The 23,835-nt window shown below is 57.0% G+C and carries 15 protein-coding genes and 1 tRNA gene; 10 read left to right on the forward strand and 6 right to left on the reverse strand.

Annotation, left to right across the window (positions count from 1 at the left end; genetic code table 11):
• Nucleotides 1-225 precede the first annotated feature (225 nt).
• The 3 genes from ACPOL_RS16040 to ACPOL_RS16050 form a co-directional block, all read right to left on the reverse strand.
• The gene (locus ACPOL_RS16040) at nt 226-2,112 is read right to left on the reverse strand and encodes a putative bifunctional diguanylate cyclase/phosphodiesterase (protein WP_150133032.1); all 1,887 of its coding nucleotides are present in this window, start codon (nt 2,110-2,112) and stop codon (nt 226-228) included.
• Nucleotides 2,113-2,915: 803 nt separating this feature from the next.
• Nucleotides 2,916-5,387, reverse strand: a complete 2,472-nt coding sequence (locus ACPOL_RS16045) for a beta-L-arabinofuranosidase domain-containing protein (RefSeq protein ID WP_161557394.1) — start codon at nt 5,385-5,387, stop codon at nt 2,916-2,918.
• A gap of 179 nt (nt 5,388-5,566) precedes the next feature.
• Complete coding sequence (locus ACPOL_RS16050; RefSeq protein ID WP_114207945.1) at nt 5,567-8,713, reverse strand: TonB-dependent receptor domain-containing protein; 3,147 nt, start codon at nt 8,711-8,713, stop codon at nt 5,567-5,569.
• Between the two features lie 493 nt (nt 8,714-9,206).
• On the opposite strand from ACPOL_RS16050, the gene ACPOL_RS16055 reads away from it, so the two are divergent.
• Nucleotides 9,207-10,370 (forward strand): substrate-binding domain-containing protein, encoded by a 1,164-nt coding sequence (locus ACPOL_RS16055; RefSeq protein WP_114207946.1) that lies wholly within the window; start codon nt 9,207-9,209, stop codon nt 10,368-10,370.
• A 264-nt stretch (nt 10,371-10,634) separates the two neighbouring features.
• Here ACPOL_RS16055 and ACPOL_RS16060 read toward each other — a convergent pair.
• Nucleotides 10,635-10,710 (reverse strand) — tRNA-Ile (locus ACPOL_RS16060).
• A 735-nt stretch (nt 10,711-11,445) separates the two neighbouring features.
• On the opposite strand from ACPOL_RS16060, the gene ACPOL_RS16065 reads away from it, so the two are divergent.
• The 6 genes from ACPOL_RS16065 to ACPOL_RS16090 all read left to right on the forward strand — a co-directional run bounded on the left by ACPOL_RS16065 (nt 11,446) and on the right by ACPOL_RS16090 (nt 20,786).
• Nucleotides 11,446-13,149, forward strand: coding sequence for a multicopper oxidase family protein (locus tag ACPOL_RS16065; protein WP_236656829.1), 1,704 nt, complete (start codon nt 11,446-11,448; stop codon nt 13,147-13,149).
• A gap of 211 nt (nt 13,150-13,360) precedes the next feature.
• Nucleotides 13,361-15,421: an alkaline phosphatase family protein gene (locus tag ACPOL_RS16070; RefSeq protein WP_114207948.1), complete on the forward strand. Its 2,061-nt coding sequence runs from the start codon at nt 13,361-13,363 to the stop codon at nt 15,419-15,421.
• A 180-nt stretch (nt 15,422-15,601) separates the two neighbouring features.
• Nucleotides 15,602-17,227 (forward strand): murein biosynthesis integral membrane protein MurJ, encoded by a 1,626-nt coding sequence (murJ, locus tag ACPOL_RS16075; protein ID WP_114207949.1) that lies wholly within the window; start codon nt 15,602-15,604, stop codon nt 17,225-17,227.
• A 174-nt stretch (nt 17,228-17,401) separates the two neighbouring features.
• On the forward strand, nt 17,402-17,848 hold the full coding sequence (locus tag ACPOL_RS16080; RefSeq protein ID WP_114207950.1) for a BlaI/MecI/CopY family transcriptional regulator: 447 nt from the start codon (nt 17,402-17,404) through the stop codon (nt 17,846-17,848).
• A complete protein-coding gene (locus ACPOL_RS16085; RefSeq protein WP_114207951.1) occupies nt 17,839-19,218 on the forward strand; it encodes a M56 family metallopeptidase in 1,380 nt (459 codons plus the stop codon). The genes ACPOL_RS16080 and ACPOL_RS16085 overlap by 10 nt, the downstream gene beginning before the upstream one ends.
• Before the next feature lie 65 nt (nt 19,219-19,283).
• Nucleotides 19,284-20,786: a Do family serine endopeptidase gene (locus tag ACPOL_RS16090; RefSeq protein ID WP_236656830.1), complete on the forward strand. Its 1,503-nt coding sequence runs from the start codon at nt 19,284-19,286 to the stop codon at nt 20,784-20,786.
• A gap of 239 nt (nt 20,787-21,025) precedes the next feature.
• Here ACPOL_RS16090 and ACPOL_RS16095 read toward each other — a convergent pair whose 3' ends face one another.
• Complete coding sequence (locus ACPOL_RS16095; protein ID WP_150133033.1) at nt 21,026-21,277, reverse strand: hypothetical protein; 252 nt, start codon at nt 21,275-21,277, stop codon at nt 21,026-21,028.
• Nucleotides 21,278-21,689: 412 nt separating this feature from the next.
• Between ACPOL_RS16095 and ACPOL_RS35510 the strand changes: the two genes are divergently transcribed.
• Nucleotides 21,690-21,815: a hypothetical protein gene (locus tag ACPOL_RS35510; RefSeq protein ID WP_275066489.1), complete on the forward strand. Its 126-nt coding sequence runs from the start codon at nt 21,690-21,692 to the stop codon at nt 21,813-21,815.
• 32 nt (nt 21,816-21,847) lie between these two features.
• Here the strand turns inward: ACPOL_RS35510 and ACPOL_RS36320 are convergent, their stop codons facing one another.
• A complete protein-coding gene (locus ACPOL_RS36320) occupies nt 21,848-22,030 on the reverse strand; it encodes a Trm112 family protein (protein WP_114207954.1) in 183 nt (60 codons plus the stop codon).
• 127 nt (nt 22,031-22,157) lie between these two features.
• On the opposite strand from ACPOL_RS36320, the gene ACPOL_RS16105 reads away from it, so the two are divergent.
• The gene (locus ACPOL_RS16105; protein ID WP_114207955.1) at nt 22,158-23,084 is read left to right on the forward strand and encodes a bifunctional 5,10-methylenetetrahydrofolate dehydrogenase/5,10-methenyltetrahydrofolate cyclohydrolase; all 927 of its coding nucleotides are present in this window, start codon (nt 22,158-22,160) and stop codon (nt 23,082-23,084) included.
• A gap of 1 nt (nt 23,085) precedes the next feature.
• A complete protein-coding gene (coaE, locus tag ACPOL_RS16110) occupies nt 23,086-23,751 on the forward strand; it encodes a dephospho-CoA kinase (protein ID WP_114207956.1) in 666 nt (221 codons plus the stop codon).
• Nucleotides 23,752-23,835 lie beyond the last annotated feature (84 nt).

Genomic DNA, 23,835 nt, shown 5'->3' on the forward strand with positions numbered 1-23,835 from the left:
AAGGTGTACTATGAACATCATTTTTCTGACGACCGCGGCTGCATTCCCGCGATCCTGAGTGCAAGCGAACACGGCACTTGTCGACGCCGCACTCCAGTCACACAAGCACCTAGAGAATGGCGCTTTAGAAGAGCGTTCGCCACTCGGCCGGGGACATCGATTTCAGAGAAGACTACCAATGGAGGGCTTGAGGCTGAATCCGTGCCAGGTCGCCTTACTGACGCCTTACTGATTTGAACCGGCTGGTTCTTCTAAATAGGCGTTTGGTTCATCAATGAATCCAGGTAACCCGAAACGCAGCAACGTGCTGCAATCCGCTACGGGCAGAGGAGGGCTATAGAGAAATCCCTGGACTTCTGAGCACTGTTGCTCTCGGAGGTAGTCGAGTTGCTGACGCGTTTCGACGCCCTCACCGATGCAGTCGAGATGAAGACTCCTACCTAGATTTATGATGCCTCCAACAACAGCGCGAGCAGCCGGTCGCGACGCAATGTCGCGCATGAAGGACCGATCAATTTTTAGTCGATCGAGTGGGAACCGGCTCAAATAAGACAAGGACGACCATCCCGTGCCGAAATCATCCAACGAGAGGCTGACCCCAAGACTCTTCAGGTCTTGCATAATCGCGACCGTATTTTCCGAGGCGTCCAGGGTCAGGGTTTCTGTTAGCTCAAGCTCCAAGTACTTGGCGTCCAATTCAGTCTCACGCAAGACTTGATCTACCGCATCGACGATGTCGCCCCCATAAAATTGTTGCGCAGAAACGTTGACTGCCACTCTAACGGGTGAGAGCCTCTCCTTTTGCCACATCACGTTCTGCATACATGCCGTTCGTAAGACCCACTTTCCCACCTCGACCATCAATCCCATTTCCTCAAGTTGCGGAATAAATTGGCCGGGAGGAGTCAAACCATAGATTGGGTGATCCCAACGCAGCAACGCCTCGACCCCGGTTATAACGCCTCTGACGGTTGATACCAAGGGCTGATAGTAGAGTACAAACTCGCCCCTAGCGCACGCCTGGAGAAGGTCGTTCTCGAGATTCCGCCGAGTCCGAGCCGTGTCAGTGAGGTCGCTCGCAAAGGAGCGATACGCGCCGCGGCCCAGCTTCTTTGCCTCATACATGGCGGCGTCCGCGGACCGAAGCAGAGCCTGGGGATTTTCGCCATCGGTCGGGTATGCGCAAATACCGACGCTCCCACTGATGCGCAGGTCGCGGCCTTCGATCTGGAACGGTTCAATCAAAGCGGCCAGTATCTTCTGCGCGACGCGTTCCCCGCCTTTATCATCGCTAGACATGGGTGCGGCGATAATGAATTCATCTCCGCCTAACCGTGCTACGATGTCGCTGTCGCGCAGACAGGCTCTGAGGCGCTTTGATACTGCCTCGAGCAGGCGATCGCCAACTCGGTGACCAAAACTGTCGTTAACGTTCTTGAAGCGATCCAGATCAAGCATCAGCACCGAGAGTCGCGTCTGATCGCGTGCAGCTTGGACCGTTGCCTGCGTGAGGCGATCCTCCAGGAGAATGCGATTGGGAAGTCCAGTCAGTGCATCGTGCAGGGCCATATGGTGGATCTTTGCTTCCGCCAGCTTTCGGTCCGTGATGTTGTGGGCTATCCCCATTGTGCCGATGATCTGGCCGCGCCGATCTTTCAGCGGGACCTTGGTGGTGAGGACCCAGCTCTCATGACCGTCGGGCCAAGTCTCCTTCTCCTCGACGCCGATGACGGGCTCGCCGGTAAGGATAATTTCTTGCTCGTCTGCAAGTGCCCGCGCAGCATGTTCGGAGCTGAAAATGTCGGAGTCGGTCTTGTTCACGGCCTGCGACGGATGGGCCAATCCGCAGTAATCTGCCATTGCCCGGCTGATTCTTATGAATCGGCTGTTGCGGTCCTTGAAGAATACGTTGTCCGGAATATGTTCAAGGAAAGCTTCCAGCAGATCGCGGTCGGTCTGATAACGCCGATTAGCGATCGATTTGAGGGCGACCAACCCAATCACTACAAGTGTAAATGTGCCAATCCAGGCGGCGTCACGGGGAGCCGAGCCCGTTATCTTCGCGCGAACCCAGTGATTCGATACTCCGGCCAGGAGTTGAATGGCGATCATGGGCGCCAACGCTGTTCGAGTGGAGTAATCCTGGTGCCAGGAGCTTCCGGAATGTATCCCTGCCTTTTCATGTTAGACGATCTCTTCAGGTAATTTGCCTGGCATTCCATGCTTTCCATCGATCGTCTTTCCACTCCTGTTTGGTGTGCAACCAGTCCCTATGGTTAACCACGCACATAGGTTTGTTGCATGCGCAAGACGCTCCGCGGTGGAAATCAGGAGGCCATCAACCATCTACAAGTTACTAAAGTGTGGTTAGCCGCACACAGCAGAGTTCTTAAAGTGAGGAAGCAGGGCCAGGGCCTCGCTACCTATAGCGTCACTTTATGTCCGCCGAGCGGGGGATAGGACGATTTGGCCAAGGCTGGTAATTAATAGCAAAATGCATCAACGCAAGTAGTAAACTGGCGGCAAATACAACGTTTGTGAGGTATGAGTATCACTACTTTTCCGGGTACATTTGCCATGCTCAGCAGCTTGTCTGAGTAATACAGCAAGACAGTTGGCAAGCCTCCGTGTGTTTAGGAGGAACTTAGGCGCACGTCAGGATCAATCGCGGAGCGGTTTGGCTTCGATCAAATTGCTCAATCATCTGGAGCGGATTAAGGCCACTCCCCGGTACTCATAGTTGATTCGCAGGGGGGATAGAAAATATAGATGATATGCACTGCACCAATAGGAAGGATATTGGGCGGTATAAGCGATAGGGTTAATACTGACGATCAATGTATTCCTTATCGAACAGGCAAGGCCTGAAGTTAAGACTTAGCACTCTATGTCAGGTTCTCAGTGGTGATGATTTCTCAGGCCTCCTCAGAGATTGACGGATAACAGGTGAACTCCTCGGAAGAAATCTGCCAGTAAGGCATGAACTTCTCCCCAGGGTTACCACGCACCGTGAAATGCAAAGGCGACTGGGCGTCCGCCTGCAGATGATCTTTGAGAGACTCCGGCCCATTCCCTTTTCCTACCTTTAGCCGGGCCGTGGGAGCGCCGACAGCGGCGAGAAGAATGGGGCCGTATTCAACCGAATACCTCGTCTCGCCCGCGATCTGGTCGGCTCCACGGTATGGTTTCACACGGATGGACGCCGGCAGGGTAAATTCAATAGTGTCTCCAGTGGCCCAATTGCGATCGAGCACTACATAGGAGCCGGGCTTGCCGGTTCCAGCGTTCTCGCCGTTCACCGCAATGGCCATTGGGCTGCTCGCCCATGACGGCACCCTGATACGGATCTTCGCCTGCGTCGCTGTTTCGGCACTCACCGTTGCCTTCACCCCGGTTTCATAGGGGAACCGTGTCTTCATTGCCAGCGAAAGTGATTGTCCGTTTTGTTCCCAGCGGACCGTGGACGGTTCATACATGTGGACGTAAATGCCGTCCGGAGCAATGGAGTAGATATGTTCGGGGAGCGACCCAAGCAGTCTCGTGCCCTGGCCTTCGCAGCAGGTATTCTCGTGCGTAGATTTTTCCTTCTTGCCCTGTAAGATGGTGTGGTAGCGAAGACCGGCGCTGCCGTCCTGGTTGGCCATCCCCACGTTGTAAATGGATTTCTCGATCTCCGCCGCAAAGCGTTCGTCATCCGGATGGAGCATCTGAAAACGCTGGCTTAAAAAGACCCAGAAAGAGCTTCCGCATAACTCGCCGAGTTCCTGGTGAAGATAGTTGCTATCCGGCGGATCCTTCTGGAACTCAATGATGGAGATACTGCCTCCGGCCTGCTGCCAGTGAGCGCGGTATAACTCCCAGGCTCCAAGTACGGCGTCGTGGTAACGTTCATCGCCGGTGGCGAGGTAGAGATCGAGATAAGCCTCAAGATTGGTCAGCAGATAGCAGTGCGGGCGATCGTATGGATACTGCCATACCTGATCTTCCTCCCGCGCGGCCAGGCCGGTGAGCCATCCATCTTCCTGATAATAACGCTGGATCACTTGCACATCGGCCGGCTTTCCTACCGGGCTCAGGCTCACGCGCGTGTTGGCGATCATTCCCTGTCCGCCTTGAATTGCTCCGCGCAGCATATCGGGGAGGAACGGCTGATCATTGAACCAGTCGTAGTACCCGCGCAACATGGGAAGCGGCTTCGGATTGCCCGCATAAGCCGCCTCCAATAGCCCATGGGTGAGCCACGCGCGGGTGTAGGCGGCCCGCTCCGAGTAGGAGATCGTATCTTCGGGATAGGCCATGATGTACCCGTTCGGCTGACGGCATTCTTCAATGCCATCCACCACCTGATTCAGCCGCCTCCGCAACTCAGGGTCATCAATCCACCGGACGGTATTGCCTGCGCCCATGAGGAAGCGCCCGGCGTTCGAACCGGCGAGGTCTTCTTCCCAAAAGATCTGGGAGCCTGTCGGTTTGAAATCCTTTACCTTTCCGGTCCTTTCATAAAACTGCCGCAGCAGGTCAGCCACAGTGAAGGAGTTCAAGAGGTATTGAATATTGTTCTCCATCGCAGTCTGCAACACACCGCCTTCGAGCGTCACACCGCCCCGCGGCGCCGCAGCCATCGGTTGAGGCCGCTTCCACGTCGAAGCGTCGGTAACCCGGTGGGGATTGTCCATGCGAATACCCTCGCCGTCCTGCCGGGGCGCGCGGGTCAGTTGCTTCAACTCTTCCGGCGTATTTCCGTACACAGGGTCAGCGGTGGCGTTGCAGCCAACCGCAATGTCGTGTCCACCCGATAGCACTCCGATCTTGGCGATGACAAGGCTGTAGTCCTTGCTCTCCACTGGCTTAGCGCCTAACGGGGCAAACTCTTTGGCGGGAGGAATCATGACCGGACGCAGCTTTGTCGCGGTCAGGCGGACATAGCGCGCCTGCACCGCTCTTGCTGGATATTGGGTGATGTTGTCCTTGGGATCGGGGAAGTCTGCCTGGCTGAAATCGGCAATGATCTGGGGATGACTGAACCCTTCATCTTCGGCTGCCTCAAGTCGAAAGCACAGTGGAAAGCCTTCGCCGCCGTAATACTGATCGCGGCCTGGGAACATCTTTTCCGAGGCAGGAAAGAGCTGAATTGCTTCGATCGCCACGGACTTGGTCAAATCGATCTGCACCCAGGTCGTGATAGCGGGCGTCTGCACGACCTTGGAGCGGTAGGCGCGGTAAGCTGTCGCCGGAGTCGCCGCCATCCTCATGCCCGTCAGGTATGGGGCCAGTTGCGCAGATGCGGTGTCGGCAAAGACCCAGGTCGACGGCCGTAAACCTGCAGTGAACGCAAGTCCCGTGCCGCACGCGCTGCCGATCAGAAAAGTACGACGTGTCACACTCATCGATGCTGCTCCCTGTTGGCTACTACTCGTCTGGTGAAATGAAGCGCGGCCGCCATGGTTATCCTCTTCAAACGTTCGTATTGCCATGACGGCCCACGGTTAGAACGAATACCGCAGGGCGACTTGGAGCACCCGCTGCCCGGCCGATTCGAAGGTGAGCAGGCCGGACCCCGGATTGTTTACGGCATAGCTTCCTGATCCGAAGTGGGATGATTGAAGACGCTGAATGCCTCGGCCCGGAATTGTAGTTGATGCGACTCGGTGATAGCGAAAGCCTTCTGCAGACTCAAATCCGTCGTGTTTAGCCCGGGCTGGCGGGGACCGCTTCTGGCTGTGCCGTACTGCCCGGTAGCCGGCTGCACATAACAGGCCGGATCGTAGAACTGGAGCCTCGGGTGCCCCGAGGGTAATGTCCCCGCGCAAATCTTGTCTGCAAAAACGCTGTGCACTGAACTGGTGTCCGCGTTGTTGTTAGCCGTGATCTGGATCGGCTGGCCGGTGGCAGACTGCTGAATCCCAGACAACTGCCATCCTCCAAAAACCTCGCGATCGATAAAGGAACCGGAGTTAAGAAACTTCTTGCCCGGGCCGAACGGCAACTGGTACACCGCGCTCAAGATGAAATTGTTGGTCCGGTCGAAACCCGCGGGTCCATACGTCAAGTGAGGGTTGTACAAATCCTGGATATCCGAGTTATCGCCATCCAGAATATCCATCGCCTTCGAAAAGGTATAGCTGGCCAGAAACTGAAATCCGTTGTCGAAAGAACGCTCCACCTTTGTGATGAGACCGTTGTAGTTTGCCGGCAGTATGTTGAGCTGTCCGTCGGTCGTACCGACCGCGGGGTTGGGCCTTAGATCTAGAATGCCGCTGGTATTTCCGGGCGATAGTCCGAGGGGCTGGTTGAGATCGGCGCGCGCGGACTGGTGGCGAGTCGTGTTTCCGATATAACCCAGGGTGAAGAGCGTCTTCGAATCCAACGATTGCTCAATGTTCAAGGTCCACTCTTGTACGGATGTGTCTTTGAGCGTCTTGGTCAGCGTGTAATTCTGCTGACCGGCGGTCAATCCGCCGGACGCGAACAGTTGCTGAATATCCCCCGGGGCGGCGACGTCGAAGCTATACGACTGATTGACGAAGTTCGGCGAGTAGAGCAACTCAAATTGCAGGTTGTTGTAAAGAATGGGGGCGTAGTACATCCCGTATCCTCCACGAAGCACCGTCTTCGGGGAGACCGAGTAAGCAAAACCTACCCTTGGCCCCCAATCGTTGTAATTGGTGTTCCAGGTGCCAGGGATGACCGCATTGAGCGGAACATTGAAGAGACCGCCGTGCCCGTTCTTGTCACTTGGCGGATTGTTGAAGTCGTACCGCAATCCCAGGATCAGGGTGAGCTTCGGCGTTAATTTCAGATCGTCCTGCACGTACCCGGCGAAGTCGTATCCTCGAAAAGCGCCAAGAGAGATGCCCGTCGCTGCGTTGGCAGTCCGCGGAAAGCCCAACTCCAGGTCGGCCAGGGCATTGCCCTGATCGGTCGCGCTGCGCACCCCGCCGACGTATGCCGAGGTCGCACTGCCGTCGAAGTTGTAAATTCCGTTGTTGCCAACCACCCAGTTGCCGTCGAACTGCGTCCGGACAAACTCTCCGCCGAAAGTCACGGTATGCCTTCCGATCTTCCAGGTCACCTCGTCTCCGTATTGAAAGCGGTTCTGGATTGCGCCTTGCGGCGAGTACGGGTCGCCCAGCGAGGTGTAGTTGTTCAGGTTGATCTGTGGCGGCGTGTATTGCTGCGGCTCGGGATTCACGTTCACGAGCCCGTATTTGGCTGCGTAGTCGACTACTCCTTGACCCTGCTGCGTACGGAAGAGATTGCTCCGGTTATAACCGGCTTTGATCACATTGACTATGTTTGAATTGAAGACATGGGTCTCGGCGATGGAGATGTTCGTCCCTTTCAGCGCGTTGAAGATGCCGAAGAGCCCGGGTGTGATGCTGTTGCTGCCGACATTGTTTTGCAGCCTGGACACTGTACCGAAGAGTTGGTCGTTGCCGGAGATGTTGTAGTCGATCCGGCCAAGATATTCGTCGTAGTTACTGATATTCGGCAGATTCACTACGTAGTTGACGTTGTCAGCGCCAAGAGGTCTATTTGGCGCGGGATAGTTGGCCAGCCACAGTTGAGCAAAGGGACTGAGGGCAGGCAGCGCATTGTTTGGGAACGGCAGATCAGTTCCAGTAGCGGGATTGTAAGTGGAGGGATCGTACAGAGTGACGTTGTCTGCGGAAAAGTCTCCCGCGCGCTCGGCGAGGGTCGGTACGCGGTCCCGGTTCACCGAAGCAGTCCTGCTTCTCAATCCGGAGTAATCGAAGAACGCGAAAACCTTGTTCTTCAAAATCGGGCCGCCCACATTACCCCCGAACTGGTTATAGCGCTTCGCAGGCTTGCTGGTCGCGAACCAGTTGGTGGCATCGAAGTCGTCATTTTGAAGAAAGTCGTAAGCGGTGCCGTGGAAGCTGTTCGAGCCTCCTTTGGTGATCACATCGATGACCGACGGCTGGCTGAATCGCGCCGGGGCGCCGTTCAACAGCGTAGTCACCTCTTGCGTAGCCTCCACCGAGGCCAAGATGTTTGCCGTCTGCGTAAGCAGGTTGGTATTGGCGACGCCATCCTGCAGAAACGCCGCGTGAGCGTTGCCAAGGCCGGAGATGATGACCGATGCCGAAGTCTGGTTGTAAAAGCCTTCGTCTCCCACGTCCACGCCGACATCAGTACCCGGCTGCGAAGCAGGCCCCAGAGTGGCAATGTTTAGAATGCTACGGCCATTGTTGGGCAGATTTACCAGTTGGGCAGGCGAAACTGTCGTGGCAACATCATGGCTGTCGGTCTGCAGCGCAATTGATCCGGAAGACTCCGTGATCATTACCTGTTGCTGTACGCTGCCGACTGTCAGTTGAATATCTCCGTTGGCGCCGCTCGTGGTTAATTCAATCGATTTGGCAGCGCGCTGAAAACCGGTGACGGTTGCGGTGATCTGATAGGGGCCGACGGTGAGCGACGGAACCGTATAGAAACCATTTTGATCGGTCTTGACTGTGCGGACCGCTGAGGTATTCAGGTTCTTGATCTGCACTTCGCAATTGGGAATCGCGGCGCCGGTGTTGTCCTGGACGGTTCCGGTAATGCCGCCCAGATCTGTCTGCGCAAATCCCTGCTCCATCAGCAACCCTTCTACGGCGACAAGCGCGAGAACGCTGAAGAGCACTGACGTAGCAGGACGGAGACCGGCAAGCCTTCTAACCAGCCAGCCTGCAATGTTTGTTGACATATCGCTGCCTCTCAAATCTGGGTGGTGGTTCTTCGAAATTTCTTCTTGTAAGCCTGTAAAAGGGAACAAAGCCGTACCAGAGCCATCAAGCAGGCTGCAAACCGACAAGGAGCCACGTCTGAAATCTCCTGGCTTCTAGCTGCAAGGATTTCGGCAAGAGACGACATCCCTCAAGGACCGCCGCCGGCCGCCCGCTTCTTTGCGTGAACAAAAGTAGGGAAACATGATTCCTTATTGCCGCAACAGATTGGCGACAGTCCCCCTTGACCGAAGACATTTCAATCAGCAAACTATGTTGCACTGGAAACACTAGTTGCTGCGCCGCTCCATCGTCAACTAGTCGCCCATCCAAATGATGAATAGTTTCGCGTAATGGAATCGGAGGGAAGACCGCAGGTAGTAGAGCCTGTCCGTGAAGGGAACTTGTGTGTGCACCTTAACGACGAACCCAAATAGATTGACAAGCGATTTCGATAGATGAAATTGTGCTATTGTGAAGCGCCCTTCGATCGCCGATGAAAAGCAAAAAGAGGATGTTCCGTATCAGATCGAAGCCGTGGCCCGCGCCTGCCGCATTTTGCGCATTCTTCAGGGCCAGCAGAACTTGCCTTTGTTTGAGCTTTCCGAGATGGTCGGCCTGAGCAGGCCAACCGTCTTCCGGTTGCTTGCTACCCTGCAGGCAAACGGCATCGTCGTAAAAGATGACGCTCGCAGATACCGGCTCGCAGGTGGTCTAATGCAAGGGCAAAACTACAGAATTGGCTATATAGCCGAGACGAGTGCGGACTCCTTTTACCGGGCAGTCTCGCGAGGGCTTGTGGAGAGTGCCGCCCAAGCTGGCATCGACCTTATCGCGCTCGACAGCCACAACAGTCCCGAGATCGCGTTGGCGAACGCGAAAAGACTGCTGGCGGAAAAGATCGATCTTGCCATCGAATTTCACGCATACGGGCAGGTCGCGTCCGTGATTTCAGCCCGTGGGAATCGCCGCACCGTGCCGCTCATTGCTGTCGAGATTCCTCATCCCAACGCGATTTATTTTGGGGTTGATAATTGTCAGGCCGGGCTTGTTGCCGGCCGCTACCTTGCCCGCTGGGCCGAACAAAATTTCAACGGACAAACCGACGAGATTCTGTTGATCGGCGCTACTCGGGCCGGCGCGCTCCCTCAGGCGAGACTGACAGGAAGTCTTCTCGGCATTCACCAGGTCCTGCCAGACTCAGCAAATGCTCGGATCACAATGATCGATGGGGACTGGCGCCGCGACATGAGCCACGATGCGGTGAAATCCTATCTCAAGACCTCCACTGCAAGCAGAATCCTGGTCAGTGCGATCAATGATCCGAGCGCGATCGGAGCGCTGGAGGCTTTCAAAGACGCAGGACGTCTTCATAATTGTGCGATCGTCGGTCAAAACGGCTCGATTGAGGCTCGTCTCGAGATGCATCACGCCAGCTCTCGCCTGATTGGGTCAGTCGCCTATTTTCCCGAGCGATACGGTGAACAACTCATACGCCTTGTCGTCGAGTTACTCAGCCAGCGGAATCCGGCCCCTCGCGCGGTTTTCATCAAACACCTTTTGCTGACTCCAGCCAACCTCAAACAGCATTACGGTCGCGAGCTCCAGGCAGCCAGCCTAACTGGAGAAGGCTGGTAGTCTCTTTTGTTGAGGATTGAAGCAATGGAACGCCGCGAGATCCCGACCACCACGAGATGCGGCTTTGGAACGCCCGGAGCAAAGCGCTTCTCAAGGGGGCGACTATCTCATGAGCGTGCACAAGCAGAGTCGTTCAAGACCGAGGGAACGCCACCGACCAATTGGAGGCCATTCGCGGATCCCGGTTGGCGCTAGCGAAAAGCAAGTAAGCGCCGGGCGATAAAACGTCGAGTCTGTTCGTGGGGAGCGGTGAAGTCTAAGAAGTGGTGGGCCCACCAGGACTCGAACCTGGAACCAAAGCATTATGAGTGCTCTGCTCTAACCATTGAGCTATAGGCCCTACAAATCTCTTCGCGAGCAGAGATAACCCAAACCGAATCTGACGGCACCCCGCGCACTCAACAGCAATTAAGAGCAGGGGTTATGAGTCCGCTGCTCTAACCAGTTGAGCTATAAGCCGGCAACTTGAGGTGCGGAAAGAGCCGACGTTTCAGCCTGGTGGGATTCATTCAGCATGACTGAGGCTAAAGGATTCCGCCAGACAGGAATTCTGCAGCTTTTAGTGTTGCACAGCCACGCTGAGAGCGCCAAGGGGCCTCATTTCCGGCTCGCTAAAACAGTCGCAGCACAATACGTTTTCGGCGGCGGGAGTAGTGCAAGGGTATCAACTACCTGAGCAGCGGGATTGGCATGTGGCCTCTCGCCAGTGTGATGCACTCAATGGAGGATAGCCAAAGCCCTTCCGCCGGATCGAACTCCGCATGTAGGCCCCGAGATCCGAATGAAATATGCCCTTATCTTCAATTGTGTAAATTTGATCCCCGGGTTTACCCGATATTAACCAGTCTGGCGAAGACTAAAGGGAAGCGGGTTCAACCCTCTTCCAGAGTTGATATTGCCTCAGTCTTGCTTTGCGCGCCCTCCAATGCCGAATGTGTCTTCGATTGTAGTTGCGGGTCTGTGCCTTCTCTTCTCCTCCTCATTACGGGCCCAGGCTTCGGCTAAGGGTGTTTGCCCACGGCCTTCAGTGGGCAGCATCGTCCAGGAGCCGGAGGACCTGCGGAGTCGTAAAGGCGTGCTTGAGGCAGATCTCATCGCGAGTGACGTTGCGGAGGCAGATGGCTCCGTGCTCTACTGCTTCACCGATGCTGAAGGGCGTGAGTCACCCAATCTACGCGTGAATCCTGGCGACTTGGTGGTCCTTCATCTGAAGAATGCGCTGACCGATTTAAGTCCGGATAGAACTGGCCCCGACAAAACTAGCCCCGACAAAACTAGCCCAGACAAAGCTGGTCCCGGTAAAGCTTCAGATCATGCTCATGCTCATATGCCATCTCAAACCTCGGAGAATCCATGCACCAGCGGCATGATGAGTCCGGTGTCGACAAACCTGCATTTTCATGGATTGACGATCCCTCCGGTTTGCCATCAGGACGATGTCATGAAGACTTCGGTGCAGCCCGGCGATGCTCCCTTCGAATACCGTTTTCGCATTCCGGACGATGAGCCTCCGGGCCTCTACTGGTATCACCCCCATATTCACGGCTTCGCCAAACAGCAGCTTCTCGGCGGAGCCTCCGGCGCCCTGATCGTCGAGGGCGCCGAACGCGCCAAAAAGGTGGTGGTGGGACTGCCGGAGCGGGTCTTTATCATTCGCGACCAGGACCTCGTCAATCCCAACGCCTCCCCGGCCAAATCCGAGCCGGTTGTGCCGAAGTTCATGATCGACCGCGATGGAGACGCCGCGAATAATGGTACCGGCTTCGGCAAACCGGCCAAAGACTTGTCGATCAACTACGTTCCCGTGCCTTATCCCGATTACACGCCGGCGGTGATCGAGATGAAGCCGGGCGAGCGTCAACTATGGCGGGTGCTGAATGCCTCGGCCATCACCTACCTTAATCTGGCGGTCCTGGTGAACCGTGCCCCTCAACAACTAGGACTCGTGGCCATGGACGGCGTACCGATGAGTCATGGTGACCCGCTTGGAGAAGCTGTGAATTGGCAGACCCATATCGGCCTGCCGCCGGGTGCGCGAGTGGAGTTTATCGTGTCCGGCCCGGCCGATGGGGAGACCGGTTTGCTGGTTACACGCACCGTCGACACCGGTCCGGGTGGGGAAAATGATCCGAATCGGGCGCTGGCAAAGATCGTGACTTCAGCGGATGCCCCCGAGCCCCGCTCGAGGCTGGCAAGTTCTCCGGAGATTCTCCCAGCTCCCTCTCAGGCATGGATTGGTACTGTTGCGCCGGTGCGAGTGCGTCGCCTCTATTTTTCTGAAAAGTTGATCGATCCGAACGATCCGACCAGCGCCGTCGAATTTTACCTCACCATGGATGGGCAGGAACCCAAGATGTTCGACATGAGCTCGGATGTTCCGAACATCGTCGCCCAGCAGGGAACTGTTGAGGACTGGATCATCGAAAACCGTTCGCAGGAATTGCATGCCTTTCACATTCATCAACTCCACTTCCTGCTCCTCGACTACATGGGCAGGCAAGTCAATGAGAACTTTGTTCGCGACACCGTGAATGTGCCCTATTACGACGGGCATTCGCTTGCCTACCCGAGCGTACGGTTGCGCATGGACTTTCGCGACCCGAATATTGTGGGAACCTTCGTCTATCATTGCCACCTTCTCGAGCATGAAGACAAGGGCATGATGGGGTCGATCCGCGTGGATCCGGCCCCGCGTCCCTGGGAGCAGAACGCTGAGAGTTCGTGTGGCAAGGCGTTACCTTGCAAAAACATTCAGGCTTCGGATCAAAGTTCCCGCTGATCCTCGCCCTTCGATAAGTCGAAATCAGGGCGAGGATTTACCTCGTCCCCGTTCGAGAAAATCAGGCGGTCCTCGATAAACCAATCCTCCAATTAATATTCCCCATATCAAACGAAATTCACGGCTTGTTCAAGAAACGAACACTCGTCATTCATTTGGAAAAGATATTCCTCAACAGGTTGAGGTTAGATGCCCCAACTCAGGAGGAAGTATGACTGTAAAGCAATACGCGTCCGCTGCCTTGAGGACTGTGCGCGCGGGATTAGTATCCGCCGCCGTTCTCCAGCTTGCCGTCGGCAACGCGTTCGCCGCTGAACCGCTATCCCCACGGGACACCGAGACCACCTCGCCCATCAAGCACGTGATCGTAATCATCGGCGAAAATCGCAGTTTTGACCATGTATTCGCCACCTATGTGCCACACAAGAAGGCCGAAACGGTCTTCAACCTCCTGTCGGAAGGCATTGTGAACGCCGACGGAACCCCCGGTCCCAACTTTGCCAAGGCCAATCAGAGAGCGGCAGAGGATAAGGCCCCTGACGCCTTTGAACTGAATCCTGCTAATGCGTCGTTCCCCGGCAATGTTCTGCCTGCCCCCCTGGTCGGCGGACCCACCGATTCCTACGTGCCGAACGATAGCCTCCAAACTGCTATCCAGTCTGAAAACGGTCTGCCCTCCAGCTACTACGGCTTCCTCGTGACCGGCGGTACGGGTCAGAAGAGCCACACTCCGGACGCCCGCATCACGAATGTAAACGCGCTTCCCACCGGACCGTTCCAGCTGACCAACGGCAGCACCTTCTCCTATAACGATTACGCCGCCAGCCCTGTGCACCGCTTCTATCAGATGTGGCAGCAGCTTGATTGCAGCGTCACCCACTCCACCGCCGACAATCCTTCCGGTTGCAACTCCCGCCTCTTCTCCTGGGTTGAAACGACCGTGGGCGCCGGCGCCAACGGCATCAAGCAGCCCGCCAACTTCAGCACCGAGTATTCGCCCACCGCCGTCACCACCGGTGAAGGCTCGACCGCTCTGGGCTTCTACAACGTCCAGAAGGGCGACGCTCCTTACTTCAAGTACCTCGCCGACACTTATGCGATGAGCGACAACTTTCACCAGTCCGTCAATGGCGGCACTGGCGCCAACCACATCATGTTCGGCCATGCCGACGCGATCTGGTTCAGCGACGGCAAGGGTCACGCGATCCCTCCGCCGCACAACACTCTGGTCGCTAAAGGCACGGCCAATGCTGGTGTTGTTGACGAAGTCGAGAACCCCAACCCAGCCGCCGGTACCAATAACTGGTACTCGGAGGATGGTTATGGTGGCGGCAGCTTTGGTTCGGCCTCCTATGGTGGCGGTTCCTATAGCAACTGCTCCGATACCGCGCAGCCAGGTGTCTCCCCCATCGTCAGCTACCTGAAGCACCTTACCCCGGCCATCGATGCACGGTGCCAAGAGGGTCACTATTACCTGCTGAATAACTACAATCCCGGCTACTTCGGCGACGGCAGCAACGCCTACACCGATACCAACCCGGCCAACACCGTCTTCACCATTCCTCCCTCGGTGACCAGAAGCATCGGCGACAACCTGATCTCCAATGGCGTCTCCTGGAAGTACTATGGCGACCAGTGGAACAACTACGTAGGTGACAAGTATCAGCTCAACTACGGAGCCGTCGGCGCGAAGAGCGATGAGTACTGCAACATCTGCAACACCTTCCAATACGACACCTCGATCATGGCCGATGCCGCCGTCCGCACCGCTCATATCCAGGACACCGCCAACCTCTATAGCGACATCGCCAACGGAACCCTTCCGGCCGTTTCCATCGTCAAGCCCAGCGGCCTGGTCGACGGTCACCCCTCTTCTTCCAAGCTGAACCTGTTCGAAGGCTTCTCCAAGAAGATCGTCGATGCCGTCAAGGACAATCCTTCCTTGTGGAAAGACACCGCGATCTTCATCACCTTCGACGAGGGCGGCGGCTACTACGACTCCGGCTATGTCCAGCCTGTCGACTTCTTTGGCGACGGTACCCGTATCCCGCTGATCGTTGTCTCCCCTTACGCCAAGCCCAGCCATATCTCGCACGATTATTCCGACCACGTTTCGATCGACAAGTTCATCGAGCGGAACTGGTCAGTCGGCCCGATCACCAAGCGCAGCCGCGACAACTTCCCCGACCCGGTCACTTCCGGAAACCCCTATGTGCCGGTCAACAGCCCGGCGCTCGGCGATCTCTGGGATCTCTTTACCTTCAGCGAGTAATAGTTGAAGGGATCTAGAACTGAGGCCGGAGCTGGTCACCAGCTCCGGCTTTTTTTTGCCCGATTCTGTTCTCAGGCTCGAACTCCAACGAGAAGAGGGTTGGTCATAGCGAACGAGCATCCCAGCTAGACCTATTGCGCAGGTCCCGCGGATTCAGCCTGTAAACTGGTCTTATCCTCAATGGCCGAAGACCCCAGCGCAGCGTCCTCATCTTCCTGGTCAGGTGTGCTGCGGGTCTTCCGACCTTCGCACAAACACACCGCCTTCACCGCGACTCTGCTGTTAATGCTGTCGGCCTTCCTCTCTCGGATCATCGGTCTGGTGCGAGTGAAGTACATCGCCTATCTTTTCGGGGCGGGTTCGCAGACGGATGCCTTCAACTCAGCCTTTCAGCTGCCCGACATGCTTGCTTATTTCCTCGTCGGCGGCGCGGCCTCGGTCACCTTTGTGACCATGCTCAGCCGTTATCGCGAAACCGGCAGGGAAGAGGACGGCACCCGGGCCATGTCGGTCATCCTGACCTCGATGCTCTTGGTGCTCGGAGGCGCGATCCTGCTCGCCGAACTCCTCGCGCCCGTTTATGTCCGCTGGTGGTTCAAAGGCTTTACGCCGGAGCAGGCTGCACTCTGCACCTCCATGACTCGCATCCTGCTTCCCGGCCAATTGCTCTTCTTTGCGGGCGGAGTATTCGGGTCGGTCCTTCTCGTTCGGAAGCAATTTGCGCTCCAGGCGATTACCCCGCTCGTCTATAACCTGGGCATCATCTTCGGAGGCGTGCTGCTCGCCCGGACGGTCGGAATTCGTTCTCTCGCCTGGGGAGCAATGGCGGGCATCTTCATTGGCCCCTTTCTTATGAACGCCATCGGCGCTCATCGTTCCGGAGTCGTCTACCGCCCTCTGCTCGACTGGACAAACCCCGGTCTGCGCGAGTGGATCCGGCTCTCCGTGCCGCTCATGCTGGGGGTCTCGCTGGTCTCCTTCGATAGCTGGATCATGAACTACTTCGCCTCCGCTGACCACGGCGCCATCACCTTGCTTACCTATGCGAAGAACCTTTTCACTGCGCCCGTCGCCCTTGGACAGGCCGCCGGCGCCGCCTCGTTGCCCTTCCTCGCCTCGCTCGCTACCCGGGTCCAGGAAAATGGCGAGCCCGATCTCGCCGCCTTCGCGAGAAATGTAAATGCCTCCGTCTCGCGCATCCTCGCCTTTTCGTTTCTGCTTACCGCCTGGATGCTCGGTCTCGCCTTTCCGGCTGTCGACCTGATCTTTCGTGGAGGCCTCTTTCATCGCAACAGCGCCTCGGAGATGGCTGCCTATTTCGCTATCTTCTCCATCTCGCTCTGTTTCTGGTCGGCGCAAACGCTTTACGCGCGCGCCTTCTACGCCGCCGGCAATACCCTTGCGCCGATGGTCGCTGGCACCCTGGTGGTGCTGGTCTCGCTTCCCATCTATTGGTCGCTCTACCGGACTCACGGAGCCACCGGCCTCGCCATTGCCTCAGACATCGGCATTGCCATTCAGACCGTCACCTTGGGCGTGATGCTCGACCGCCGCAAAATGGTTAAGCTCTCCGGACTGGAGTTCCCCGAACTGGCGCGGTCTTTGCTCGCCACGGTCATCAGCTACGCCGCCATCTGCCTCCTGAGAAAGGTCATGCCCCTCTCCGGCAGATGGGGTGACCTGCTGCTGCTCCTCGTTGCTACCGCACTCTGGGCGGCCGTCGCCTTCTCTGTCCTCAAAGTTACCGGCTCTCAACTTCCTAACCAGGTATTGGCAAGGATTCGGAACAAGCCCATTTCTGCCTAGTGTGGACCGCTTGTCTGGATCCGTTCTTGTGGGCGGGTTGGCACAAAGCTGTTCGCGGAAGACCTCAACCCGATTTTTAACTAATTCATTAGTTGACATGCTAACCCTAGCTTATTAGCATCGTCCTATCAGTGCTGGAACGTTCAGCCAGCTGCTGACACAAGGATTGTGACAATGCCCCCGAAGAAGTCCACGACTCTCACCGAAGCTGAATTGCGATTGATGAAGATGCTCTGGGAGCGTGGGGAATCCGCGGTCGGCGATCTGGTCGCCGCCATGCCGGACCACGATTCCCTGGCCTACAATTCGGTCCTGACGACGATTCGGATTCTGGAGCGAAAGGGTTATGTTCGCCACCGGCAAGAGGGCCGGGCCTATATCTATTCCGCCTGCGTCGCCGAAGACGATGCGAGCAAAGTCGAGGTTCGCCATGTGCTAAGCCGATTCTTCGGGAACTCGCGGGAGAAACTCCTGCTCTCCTTGATCGGCGACGAAGAGATCACCCCAGCGGAGTTGCAGCGTCTAAGAAGCGCAATCGGCGCTGCTGAAGGTGACGCAAGCCGAGCGAACAGCGGTCCCAGCGTCGAAAGCGATGCGGAGGGTGAAGGGCGATGGAACTGAACTCGATCGTTCAACTTGTCTGCCACGTCACCGCGGGCATGGTCATTGCCAGCGCCTGGCAAGGTCTGCTGCTGGCAGCCGCGATCTGGATGTGCTTGAAGCTCGCGCCCACACTGTCCGCCAGCCTTCGCTTCGCTATCTGGGCCTCTGTCTTCGCGACGGTTCTGCTGCTGCCTGGCCTCTACGTCAGTCGTCTTTTGAGCTCGGGTCCGGTGTCGCCAACCAGCCCGTCTCCGAGCCACACGATTTTTGAATTGGACTCCCGCTGGGCGCTGGTAATTGCGGCCTTGTGGATCGGCCTGGCGCTGGTTCAAGCCGCCGTTTTGGTGCGCGGGGCGCTAAGAATCCGGAGTTTGTGGAATCACGCGCTTGCCATCCCGACCGATCCGGCCTGGCAGCCGTCGCAGTCTATATCGGCTATGACTCGCTCAGCGCAGGTCTATAGCTCGACAGCCGTCGACCAACCCTGCGTGATTGGCTTCTGGAAGCCTCGCGTTCTCATTCCAGAGTGGCTTCTGGCGAAGGCCACCCCTGCTGAGTTAAGGCAGGTTGTGCTGCATGAAGTCGCTCACTTGAAGCGCTTCGACGACTGGACGAATGTCCTGCAGAAGCTGAGCTTGGTGTTGTTTCCTTTAAATCCGGCCTTGTACTGGATCGAGCGTCAACTCTGCTCAACCCGGGAAGAAGCCTGCGATGAGCGGGTTATCCGCGAGACGCAGTCGCCGCGCGAATACGCCACATGTCTCGCTAACCTCGCTGAAGCGCAGATGGTACGGCGCATGAGGGCCACTTCCGCGGCGTTATCGCTGGGTGCCTGGGAGCACCGTTCAGCTCTGGCCTGCCGCATTTATAAGATTCTGCGCGGAGGCAGCCGGATTAGCCCGATGAAAGCGCGTCTTGTCATGGCTGCCCTTGTGCTTGCCACGGCCTCGGGCGCTCTGGAGCTGGGCCGCTCCGGGGAACTCGTCGCGTTTACGTATCCGGCGGTCGACCGGGCACATTTGGCGAATCATCCTTCTCTGGCGCAATCGGCAAGTCCGTCGCCGAAGGTCTCCTATCACGACGTGGTCTTTCATGAGCCGGCCCCTCGAGCGCGTACCTCTTTTTCCCGGGATTCGTCATCCCTGAGTGATTCTGGGGCAGTCCTGAAGTCGGCGAAGCAGTTGCTTCCAGCGCATACCGCGCACACGCCCGCAATTCGTCGCGTCACTGCGCCGTCAACGCCAGCCGTTCAGTCGTGGATTGTAGTCACGCGCTGGGAGACTTCCGCAGGGCCACAGACTACCGTGACCTTGATTGACAGCGTCTTCCGCATCTCTGCTCTCTCAGCCGGACCGTCCTCGTCCGGCTGGTACGTCGTCCAACTCTAAACGTCTTTGAAATTCTACTGAGGTGATTCCACATGTCTGCATCAACTAATCAATTAAGAGGTAGAGTGAAGCGAACTCTCCTGCCTATCAGTTCGGTCGCTGCTCTCGCCTTCGCCACCACATTGCTTTGGAACCATCACGGTGTCCATGCAGCAGGCGGCTACTCCGCACCTATGGAGGGTAACAGCGTCTCCGCGCTGACCTCCCTTGACACCGCCATGGAGGCGGTTGCCTCTCACGTAACTCCAGCAGTAGTGAACGTGGCCGTCACCTCCCGCTCCACCGAGCACCAGGCGATGGACGATCAGGAACAGCAAATTCCGCCCGAGTTCAGACGATTCTTTGGAAACCAGATGCCCCAGGGCCAACAGGCTCCGCAGCTTGAACACGGTATCGGCAGCGGCGTCATCATCTCTCCGGATGGTTACATCGTGACCAACAACCACGTTGTCGATGGAGCCACCGAGATCCGGGTCACTCTCCATGACCGCCGGATTCTCAACGCGAAGCTGATTGGGCGGGACAAGTTGACCGATCTGGCGGTGATTAAGGTCAATGCCAATGACCTGCCGAGCCTGGGCTGGGGTGATTCGAGTGAGTTGAAGCCAGGCCAGACGGTGTTAGCATTCGGCAGCCCATTCGGTTACCTCCAATTCTCGGTGACGCGCGGCATCATCAGCGCTCTGGATCGGCCGAATCCCTTCCGCGACGATGCACGGAAACCAGGAGGCTTTATCCAGACCGATGCGGCGATTAATCCCGGCAACTCCGGAGGACCGCTGGTCGACGCGCACGGACAGGTGATCGGCATCAACACCTTTATCATCTCGGGGAGCGATTCCTTTGCAGGAGCAGGTTTCGCGATACCGGCACAACTCGCTCATACAACCGTCGACCAGATCATCAAGAGCGGTTCAGCGCATCATGGATATCTGGGGATCGGCATTGAAGATGTCACTCCGGAGAACTCCAAGTTCTTCAACCTGCAAGATGCGGATGGCGCGATCGTGACCCAGGTTACCCCCGATGCTCCCGGCGGCCGCGCTGGCCTGAAGACCGGAGACGTCATCCGTAAATTGGATGGCAAGCCGGTTTCTAACTCAAGCGCTCTGCAACTCGCTGTCAGCGAGCACGCGCCCGGCACGAGCATGTCGATCGACATTTTGCGTGACGGCAAACCGCAGTCGCTCAGCGTGAAACTTGGCGAATATCACGCCAACACTGAAGTCGCGGAGGATTCTTCCTCATCAGCCCAGCAAAAGGGCAAGTTGGGCCTGGCGGTGAACGATCTCACCCCGGATGTCCGGCAGCAGCTGTCGGTGCCTTCCAGTGTGCAAGGTGTCGCCGTGGAGAACGTCCGTCCGGAGAGCCCTGCCGACGAAGCTGGCCTGCAGCCGGGAGATGTGATTTTGCAGGTCAATCGCCAGCCCGTGCAGTCGGCGGAGAACTTCGTCAGCCAGGTACACGCCGCTCCTGCAGGCAACGATCTGCTGCTGCTCATCTGGTCGAAGGGCAACTCCACCTATCGCGTCATTCACCCTGAACAATCCAATCAGACGGGCATGTAATTTGTTCGGTTGGAGCTCACAGGAACACAATGGCCGATGCGAAGTTTCGCATCGGCCATTCGAACAGCACAACAGCTACTAGATTGCGAACCACTCCAGTTGGCAAACCGTTGTCTTGAAGAGAAGGGAACCAACTTCGAAGACATCGCACATCTGTATTTCTGCTCGAAGTGAATCCAAATCAGCTAACAGACGGCAATAGGTTGCGTGGTGCTTGATTACGTGTGCCGCCCGCGGCATTACATCACGTAGGCCACTGTTTCGAGGACTTCCTGCATGATGTCCATCGCATCCATCGATGCGCTGAAAGGGTCAAGCCGGGTGACGACGTCGCGAACGGTAATGGTGTTCACTCCGTAGCCGCGCCCAACCAGAAAGGCTGATACAACATCCGCCGCTTGCCACGAGTCGATACCCGATTGCATCAATTCGCTGCGAAGACTCGAGAGCTCGCTCATCGAAAACTTCTCTACCTTGGATTGCTCTGCCATCTGAATCACCTCGTAGTTTGCTGGATGGCAGTTTGAAGAAAGCTTCCATCCCGGCATTCATTCGCTTAGCGGGACCAGCGCAAAGCAGAGCAAGTGTCCTAGAAAGTCGCTACACTCGACGGTCGGTTAGAGGTCGATTGTCATACATCGCTTCACACGGCAGTTCATCGGAAGCCTGTGCGTTTTGGCCAGCGTGACCAATCAACCCTTGGTAACCGAATAGACGAAACGAAGAGCAAATCGGTAGCTCATGCAGAATACTTCAGTTCAAGTGTAGGTTTTCTGCACTCGTCCATGAGGAGACTGGGCCTATGATGGCGTCCACTTGCCGGTACACTGAAAGAAGGGTTGTTCTTTAAAGACGAGAGCCATTCGTTAATTCAGAGATGGCCCTTGGAGGAGAAAGGATGTAATGAAACACAGCCAATCGTCCATTTCTTGGGGAACGATGTTGTGGCTGGTTCTAGGGGCGATCATGGTTGCGGCGTTCTTCGCTTACCTGTTGGTCTATCCATTCTTCCATCAGCCACATCGCTGATCGACCTCATTCGCCACGCATGCGCTAAGCAATCATTGCTTGCCGCGGTCCATGAGCAAAATGGGAATTCCATCCACAATCGGATATTGAAGCCCGCATCCGGTGCATCGAAGCGATACAGGTACGTCTGCCGATGGAAGAGCAACGAGAGATTGGTGACAGCGCGGGCACACGACCATCTGTAACAGCTCAGTCGAATGTGAGAGCTTTCCCATAGTTGAAGTCTATCCCGGTCCGTACCATCACAAACAAACGGCAACCGCTTCCTTTACGATAATGTCGGGTCCTGCGAAACTATGCGACCCGCAAAATAAGAGTCAAGGAGTAAAGAGTGGAAGGGCGATGACAAAAGCACGGATTCTAGACGGAACCACAATTGCCAATGAGATCAAGGCCGAGATTGCCGCGGAAGTTAGCGCGCTGGCGCTTCAAGGAATCAAGCCGGGGCTGGCGGCGGTTCTCGTCGGCAGTGTCCCGGCTTCGCAGATTTATGTGCGCAGCAAGGTCAAGACCTGCGCCGAGCTTGGCCTCTTCAGCGAGCTGATCACTCCACCCGACACGGTGACCACCGAAGAGATGTTGGGGTTGGTGGCGACCCTCAACGCCCGTGAGGATATCGACGGCATCCTCATCCAACTCCCCCTGCCTGCCCAGGTGAACGCCAAGCTGCTGCTCGAGGCGGTCAGCCCGGCGAAGGATGTCGATGGCTTTCACCCGGTCAATGTAGGTAAAGTGCAATCCGGGCAGCCCGCTTTGGCGCCGTGTACCCCGGCGGGCATGATCCAGATCCTCAAGCGCAGTGGCCTGCCAATCTCCGGCCAGAATGCTGTCATTATCGGGCGCAGCGACATAGTCGGGAAGCCGGCGGCCATGCTGCTGCTCCAGGAAAATGCGACCATCACCATTTGTCACAGCAAGACGCACGATCTCGCGGCGCATTGCCGCAACGCGGATATCCTGATTGCTGCGATCGGCCGGCCCGGCTTTGTCACTCCGGACATGGTCAAGCCTGGCGCGACCATTCTCGATGTCGGCATCAACCGTATCAACGATCGGGAAGAGTTCGACCGCTTCTTCGCCGGCGATGTGCGGCGCGAAGAACTTTTTCTGCTTAAAGGATCGACCCTGATCGGTGACGTCCATCCCGCAGCTTATGAAGTGAGTGGCGCGTATACGCCCGTGCCCGGCGGCGTGGGTCCCTTGACGATTGCGATGTTGATGGCCAATACCGTCCGCGCGGCGAAGCTCCGCCGCGGTCTGCTTGCCTGATATGGAGAAGCAGGGGCTTCGGGTCGGACTCACCGGAGGTCTCGGCAGCGGCAAATCTACCGTGGGCCGCATGTTTGCCGACCTGGGGGTAGCCGTGATTGACGCTGACGAGGTAGGCCGCAGGCTGATGCAACCCGGCCAGCCGGTCTATGACGCCATCGTCCAGCAGTTTGGCAGCGGGGTCGTTCGCGAAGATGGCAGCCTCGATCGCCGGGCACTTGCCCAGCTGGCCTTTCAGCGTGGCCGCGTCGAAGAGCTCAATCACATAGTGCATCCGGCCGTCGTCGCAGCCCAGGAACAATGGATGGGCGATCTTTTTGCGGCAGACCCCCGACAGATTGCCATGATCGAATCGGCCCTCATCTTTGAGGCTGGGCGATCCGGATTTGTGGCCGGCTGGCGCGATCGCTTCGACCGGATCATCCTGGTGACCGCTCCTGAGGAAGTCAAGGTACGGCGCTATGTCGAGCGTTCTCACGACGGTGATCCCGAAGCCCTGGCCGCCGATGCGCGGAAGCGGCTTGCCGCGCAGATTCCCGATGCCGACAAGATTGCGCATTGCGATTGGGTGATCGATAACTCGGGAGATATTAAGGTCACTGGCGCGGCAGTTGCAAAAATCTACGCTGCCTTGCGCGCCGAAGCGGCAGAACTTGCCACCTTATAAAATAAAGTGTTAGAGCTTCGATGATTGAGGCTGAATAGCGGGGTTCGCGTCGGCGGGTTGGCCGTCCAGCGAAACCCACGCGGG

Source organism: Acidisarcina polymorpha, assembly GCF_003330725.1.
GTDB classification, from domain to species: Bacteria; Acidobacteriota; Terriglobia; order Terriglobales; family Acidobacteriaceae; genus Acidisarcina; species Acidisarcina polymorpha.